We start from the raw sequence: 6,075 nt of genomic DNA on the forward strand, positions 1-6,075 counted from the left end.
GTTTCACTCTCTTCAGATCCATGATGCACTTACTATCGGCAGGATTTTACAATGATTGAGAACGCCCCCTAGGCTGAAAGGGTGACTCCCCACCGCAGCTCAGGAGGCAGGTGCCAGATGACCGACCGCACGCTAATCCGGCTGCTGAAGATAATGATGGTGATTGGAATCATGCTGATTTTGCTGGGTGTCTATTTGCATAACAGTGCTTTCGCCGCCGCCCTGGGGGTAAAAGGCATTCTGCTCAGCGCCGCCTGTGTGGCCGTGGGCACAGTGCTGTCGCTGCCGACCAAGATGTATCTCACCTTCGTGCTGATGAAGCGGGAAAACGACCCGCCCCCCTAGGGGCTGGTTCATTAGCCGCCGGATATATGTGCAACGCCATTGGTCGAATACTCTTACCTAAAAATAAGTCGACCCTACAACGGTAGCCATGAGTCGGATGACAACGTGGTAGATCCAATTCATTGGACCGTCGGTCTTTGGTACAACGCCATGGGTCGAATACTCTTACCTAAAAATAAGTCGACCCTACAACGGTAGGAGTACAAGCACCGCCAATAAAAAAGCGGGAAGGTTTCCCTTCCCGCTTTCGGCTAACACTGGGCATGGCCGGTGTTTAGTGCAGTTTCAGACGTGGTCGCAGAAAACGGTTGATACGCCCGACCAGCATCATCAGGCCGGTGCGGGTGTAGCCGTGCAGCGCCACCTGGTGCATGCGGTACAAAGACACATACACGGTACGGGCGATGCGCCCTTCTACCATCATGGAGCCGCGCATCAGATTACCCATCAGGGAGCCAACGGTGGAATAGCGGCTCAGACTCACCAGAGAGCCATGATCCTTGTAGACGTAAGGCTTGAGCGGCTTGTTGTCGAGCCGGGCCAGTATGTTGTCGTAGGCCAGGCTGGCCATCTGGTGGGCGGACTGGGCGCGTGGTGGCACCGGTTTGCCGTTTTCCTGCAGGCAATGGGCACAATCGCCAATCACGAAAATCCGATCGTCCCGGCTGGTCTGCAGGGTCGGCTTGACCGTCAGCTGATTGATGCGGTTGGTTTCCAATCCGGCAATGTCTTTCATGAAGTCCGGCGCCTTGATACCCGCCGCCCAGACCATCAGGGTGGCCGGGATCAGCTCGCCATCCTTGGTTTTAAGACCATCCGGGGTGGCTTCCACCACCATGGTGTTGGTGCGCACATCCACTCCCAGCTCACGGAGCTCCTTGTGCGCCATGCCGGAAATTCGCTCGGGCAGCGCCGGCAGAATGCGGGGGCCCGCTTCCACCAGGGTCAGACGCAGACACTCGGGGCTGAGCTTCTTGAAACCGTAGGCGCCGAGGTGCTCTACCGCATTGTACAGCTCGGCAGACAACTCCACCCCGGTGGCGCCGGCGCCCACAATGGCAATGCTCACCTTGTCGTCGGTCGACTCGCTCTCACCGTATTGCAGGAAGCGGTTCATCAGCTCGTTGTGAAACCGCTCGGCCTGTTGCGGGCTGTCGAGAAAAATGCAGTGGTCGCGCACGCCCTGAGTGCCAAAGTCGTTCGACACAGAGCCGATGGCCAGCACCAGAATGTCATAGGGCAAGGTGCGTTCACTCAGCATCGGCTTGCCGTTATCGTCCAGCATCGGTGCCAGGGTAATGGTGTTGGCGTCCCGGTCGATGTGGGTAAGTGAGCCCATCTGAAAGGAAAAGCCGTGGTTATGGGCGTGGGAGCGATAGCTCAGGCCGTCGATGCCGGGATCCATGGCACCGGTCGCCACTTCGTGCAGCAGCGGTTTCCACAGATGGGTTCGGTTACGGTCTACCAGTGTGACTTCCGCCTTGCCCTTGCGCCCCAGCTTGCGGCCCAGTTTGGTCGCCAGCTCAAGCCCGCCGGCACCACCGCCGACCACGATAATCTTTGTCATGTTTGACCCCTGATAAGGTAATAAAAAACCTGCGGCTATGGCGGCGTGGTGTGTGGCCATAGCCGAAGATTCTTGCAACAGCCTTTATTGCGAAAGGCCATATTTTAAAAGGCGGCGGCGAAACCACAACGTTATTTTCACATAAAATTAACGGCCGCCGCTCGATGGTTCAGCCTTCGAGCCGTCGCAGCCGCTCGCTTGCCTCGCGCCAGCGACGGCTGCCATAAAGCTGGCTGGATGCCGTATCATGTTTGCCCACAACAGACAGATCTCGCTTGCGCAGCGCAGACAGATCCCGCTGCAGGTCGTGAGGCAGCGCGTCGATAATCTGCACCGCCCCGGCCCTGTGATTGCACGCCAGCAGCAAATCGCAACCCGCCTGCAGGGCGCTGTGGGCCCGCTCGGCATAGCCCCCGGCCACGGCGGCGCCTTCCATGGTCAGATCGTCGCTGAAGATCAGCCCCTTGAAGCCGAGCTGTTGCCGCAATATCTGTTTCAGCCAGAAGGAGGAAAATCCGGCCGGATGCGGGTCGACCGCCGAATAAATCACGTGAGCCGGCATCATGCCCTGCACCAGACCGGCAGAGATGAGGGCGCGAAACGGCACCATGTCGGCCTGCTCAATCTCGGCATAGTCGCGGGGGTCGACCGGGCTTTCCTTGTGGGAGTCGGCGCGCACGCTGCCATGACCGGGAAAATGCTTGGCCACCGCCGCCATGCCGGCGGTATTCATGCCGCGAATATAGGCGCCGGCATGTTCGATCACCGGCTCGGGATCGGTGCCGAAACTGCGATCGCCAATGACCTCGCTGCCCCGCTCCAGATCGAGCACGGGCGCAAAGCTCAGATCGATGTCGTGCGCCAGCAGCTCGGCCGCCATCATCCAGCCCGCATCTTCCAACAGGGTGAGTTTGTCCGGATGATTCAATGCCGCCAGGGTGCCCGGGGCCGGCAGCGGAAAGAAGCCGTCGCGAAAGCGCTGCACCCGGCCCCCTTCGTGATCCACCGTCAACAACAGGCCGGGTTTGACCGCGCGAATGGCCTTGACCAGGGCACTCAGCTGCGCCCGGTCGTGATAGTTACGACGGAAAAAAATGACCCCGCCCACCGTCGGGTGCGCCAGCAGTTCGCGCTCTTCGGCGTCCAGCTCGCAACCCTGCACATCAAGAATAAAGGGGCCCATGATTACTCCGTTACCGCGCTTTATTACCGCGCTTTAGTGGTCAGTTTGATTCAATAGATACCAGCGCCATTTGCAACCGCGCCAGCGCCCGCTGTTGCAGCTCAAGATAGCGCGGGGCCGGGGAGCGCCGGTATTGCAGCGCCGCCCACAGGGCCGTCAGCCATTGTACCCAAGGCCGACGCAGCTGAAAATGGCGCCCGTCGAGGGTGCCACCGGCATTCGCATAGGCCGCCAGCAGCGCCCGCTCCTGCTCGGGGTTCAGCTCGAAGCTGTCGGCAATCACCGCCAGCTCAAAGGCCGCATCGCCGCGGGCCGCATATTCCCAGTCCAGCAGCCAGGGCCGCTCGCCCAGCAGGTTGGCGGCATTGAGATCGTGATGGCAGAACACGGGGGTAAAGGCCGGATTGAGCACCGGCGAGGCAAAGTGCGGCACAAATACCGCAAGCTCGGGCGCCAGTGGCGTTAACTGCTGCAGATAATGATTTGCCTGGGCCGCCAGATCCAGCAACGGCAGCGCTATGTCGATGCGGTGCAGGCGAGCCACCCGGCTCATCAGCCGCGGCAAGTCGGGTTTGCGCCCACACCAGTCCGGCTGGTCCAGCCAGTCCAGGATCAGCAGCCCCTGTTCGGGCCGGGCATAGCGGATCACCGGCGCCAGCCCCGCCTCGGCGGCGGCAGTATGGGCATGCAGTTCCAGCGTTCTGTCGATGCCCAGCAGGGCCGGATGATCGCAGCCCAGCCGGAGCCAGTAACTGCCCCCGGCCGTGTCGAGCCGCCAGCAACGATTGGTGTAACCGCCCGCCAGCGGCGTCAGCTGCCCCTGCCACCGGCGGGGCAGCGACGCCAGCAGCCGATCAGCGTTCACTCACGCGATCGGACCAGAGTACCTCACCACTGCTCAGCTCCATCAGTTGCCCCTGCAGGCTGGTGCCGCCGCCGTTGCGGGTCAGGGTGGTAGACAGCAGATAATCGGCGCCGCTCTGCTTACCCAGCCGCACCAGCGCCGCCATGTCGGCCCGACCGCCCTGATAGGCCAGTTGCTGGCGCAGGCTGCTGACCGTGGCCCCGTCGGCAAAGTTCAGGCTGCCCCCCAGACCGGCACGCAGGCGCTCGGTCAGGCCTCGGGTATCCACCGGACTGCCGGCCTGATTGCCGATGTCGTCCAACAGCACCACGCCCTGCACTTCATTGATGGCAGCGCTGTTTTTAAGGCGGCCTGCCAGCCCGTCGACCAGCCGCTCCAGGTTGGCACTGCGTACCTCCGGCAGCGGCGCCACCGGTGCCTCGGGCAGCTCAATCACCGGTGGCGGTGGCGGCGGCAGCGTGAGTGGCGGCGCCGGTTGCGTTGAGTCCGGCCCCACCGGGCGAACCGGAGCAGGCGCTGAAGAATAGGGGTTGGGCAAGGCACAGGCGGTAAGCACGCCCCCTGCGGCCAGCAGTAATGTGATGCGAAACCGGTTCATCGGGCTTTCCTTATCTGGCCAGCAGCGGACCCAGTGGACGGCCACCCAGCAGGTGCATGTGAATATGATAAACTTCCTGCCCGCTGTCGCGGTTGCAGTTCATGATCAGTCGATAGCCGTTTTCACTCACGCCGGCCTCGGCCGCCAGTTTGCGAGCCACGGTAAACATCCGGCCCAGAGCCAGTTCGTGCTCCGCTTCTACATCGTTAACCGTCGGGATCAGCACATTGGGGATAATCAGAATATGGGTTGGCGCCTGGGGTGAAATGTCGCTGAAGGCGGTAACCAGCTCGTCCTGATACAAAATATCGGTAGGAATTTCCTTGCGAATGATTTTGCTGAAAATGGTTTCTTCTGCCATTGCCGATCTCCTTGAAATAAATCACCGGACCGTGTCGCTCGGCCTCGATCGAGAGTCGCCATTATAGCCTTGTTATTCGTCAAGGGAATGATGTCATGGCGAATAAACGATTGATTAAAAACATAACCCCGGGCAGCCGTACCCGGCAGACAAGGCCCGCCGTTTACCTGCCGCAATCCCGGGATACCGTGTCGATTGTGCAGATAAACGGCAAACGCACCCACTGCCCCCGGTTCTGTATTGACAGTATCAAGGACATTACCTAATATCCCTCCCCGTCGCTTACCGAGGTAAGGTTGACATTATCGGCGTGTAGCGCAGCTTGGTAGCGCACTAGCATGGGGTGTTAGGGGTCGGAGGTTCGAATCCTCTCACGCCGACCAGATTACCCTTTTAAAAAACCCACCTTTCGGTGGGTTTTTTATTGCCTGCGATTTGCCTGCAAAGGCACTGGACCCCCGCCTTCGCGAGCGTGACGATAAAGACAGACTAGCGCCAGCCTCTGTCATTGCGCCATCAAATCGGATTCAAGCAGTACCATTATCGGATACACTGTCTGGGTATGTTACCGCTTCGGAGAACTGCCATGAAAATACTGCAACGAAAGTCGCTGGCGCTGCTGCTGGCCGGCGCACTCACCACCCAGCTGGCCGCCTGCGGCACCGTCTTCTATCCGGAGCGAAAGGGCCAGGTCAGCGGCCGTATCGACCCTGTGGTGGCCATCGCCAACGGCGTGGGTCTGCTGTTCTTCGTCGTGCCCGGCGTCATCGCCTTTGCAGTCGACTTCGCCACCGGTGCCATCTATCTGCCCGGCGGCGGTCGAACCGAGCTGCAACCGAATGCCACCCCCGACAGCCTGAACGACAGCCTCTATGCCAGCACCGGTCAGCGCATCGACTGGCAGCAGGACAGGGTGCTGGTTGAAACACTCGGCTCCACCGATGAGGCCCGGCAGCGGTTAATCGCCTCCCGCTGATTTGGCGCGTTCTCAACGTAGGGTCCCATTCATTGGACCGGCACGGCCTGCATAAGCAGTGCTGCATAACAGATGTGGTTCTGTCGACATGCCCGCACACCCTCTCCTGTCATTCCCGCGAAGGCGCTGAGGGCTCCCCAGTTTTTATAGGTCATGCCGAAACACCCGGCGAGAGCAAGT

General features: G+C 60.5%; 8 protein-coding genes and 1 tRNA gene. 4 read left to right on the forward strand and 5 right to left on the reverse strand.

All coding sequences use genetic code 11. The features are described 5' to 3' along the window. Window positions 1-117 precede the first annotated feature (117 nt). Entirely contained in the window at window positions 118-345 is a 228-nt protein-coding gene (locus tag ABD827_RS15045; RefSeq protein ID WP_298720428.1) for a hypothetical protein, read from the forward strand. Window positions 346-619: 274 nt separating this feature from the next. On the opposite strand, the gene ABD827_RS15050 is transcribed toward ABD827_RS15045, so the two are convergent. From ABD827_RS15050 to hinT, 5 genes are all read right to left on the reverse strand, one after another. Next, entirely contained in the window at window positions 620-1,912 is a 1,293-nt protein-coding gene (locus ABD827_RS15050; RefSeq protein WP_344965499.1) for an NAD(P)/FAD-dependent oxidoreductase, read from the reverse strand. Between the two features lie 169 nt (window positions 1,913-2,081). Then, on the reverse strand, window positions 2,082-3,095 hold the full coding sequence (gene nagZ, locus ABD827_RS15055; protein WP_344965500.1) for a beta-N-acetylhexosaminidase: 1,014 nt from the start codon (window positions 3,093-3,095) through the stop codon (window positions 2,082-2,084). A 40-nt stretch (window positions 3,096-3,135) separates the two neighbouring features. After that, entirely contained in the window at window positions 3,136-3,960 is an 825-nt protein-coding gene (locus tag ABD827_RS15060; RefSeq protein ID WP_344965501.1) for a phosphotransferase, read from the reverse strand. After that, a complete protein-coding gene (locus ABD827_RS15065) occupies window positions 3,950-4,558 on the reverse strand; it encodes a penicillin-binding protein activator LpoB (RefSeq protein WP_344965502.1) in 609 nt (202 codons plus the stop codon). Before ABD827_RS15065 ends, ABD827_RS15060 begins: the two co-directional genes overlap by 11 nt. A 10-nt stretch (window positions 4,559-4,568) precedes the next feature. Further along, window positions 4,569-4,919: a purine nucleoside phosphoramidase gene (gene hinT / locus ABD827_RS15070; protein WP_344965503.1), complete on the reverse strand. Its 351-nt coding sequence runs from the start codon at window positions 4,917-4,919 to the stop codon at window positions 4,569-4,571. Window positions 4,920-5,014: 95 nt separating this feature from the next. Here hinT and ABD827_RS15075 point away from each other — a divergent pair, with 95 nt between their 5' ends. The 3 genes from ABD827_RS15075 (at window position 5,015) to ABD827_RS15085 (ending at window position 5,895) form a co-directional block, all read left to right on the forward strand. Then, window positions 5,015-5,185: a hypothetical protein gene (locus ABD827_RS15075; RefSeq protein WP_344965504.1), complete on the forward strand. Its 171-nt coding sequence runs from the start codon at window positions 5,015-5,017 to the stop codon at window positions 5,183-5,185. A 40-nt stretch (window positions 5,186-5,225) separates the two neighbouring features. Then, window positions 5,226-5,302, forward strand: a tRNA-Pro gene (locus ABD827_RS15080). Between the two features lie 203 nt (window positions 5,303-5,505). Further along, a complete protein-coding gene (locus ABD827_RS15085; RefSeq protein ID WP_344965505.1) occupies window positions 5,506-5,895 on the forward strand; it encodes a hypothetical protein in 390 nt (129 codons plus the stop codon). Window positions 5,896-6,075 lie beyond the last annotated feature (180 nt).

This window comes from Oceanisphaera sediminis (genome assembly GCF_039539745.1).
Taxonomy (GTDB): Bacteria; Pseudomonadota; Gammaproteobacteria; order Enterobacterales; family Aeromonadaceae; genus Oceanimonas; species Oceanimonas sediminis.

Coding starts and splice junctions, on each gene's coding strand:
- ABD827_RS15085 (WP_344965505.1), top strand. CDS start 5,506: ATGAAAATACTGCAACGAAAGTCGCTGGCGCTGCTGCTGGCCGGCGCA.
- ABD827_RS15075 (WP_344965504.1), top strand. CDS start 5,015: ATGGCGAATAAACGATTGATTAAAAACATAACCCCGGGCAGCCGTACC.
- hinT (WP_344965503.1), bottom strand. CDS start 4,919: ATGGCAGAAGAAACCATTTTCAGCAAAATCATTCGCAAGGAAATTCCT.
- nagZ (WP_344965500.1), bottom strand. CDS start 3,095: ATGGGCCCCTTTATTCTTGATGTGCAGGGTTGCGAGCTGGACGCCGAA.
- ABD827_RS15065 (WP_344965502.1), bottom strand. CDS start 4,558: ATGAACCGGTTTCGCATCACATTACTGCTGGCCGCAGGGGGCGTGCTT.
- ABD827_RS15050 (WP_344965499.1), bottom strand. CDS start 1,912: ATGACAAAGATTATCGTGGTCGGCGGTGGTGCCGGCGGGCTTGAGCTG.
- ABD827_RS15045 (WP_298720428.1), top strand. CDS start 118: ATGACCGACCGCACGCTAATCCGGCTGCTGAAGATAATGATGGTGATT.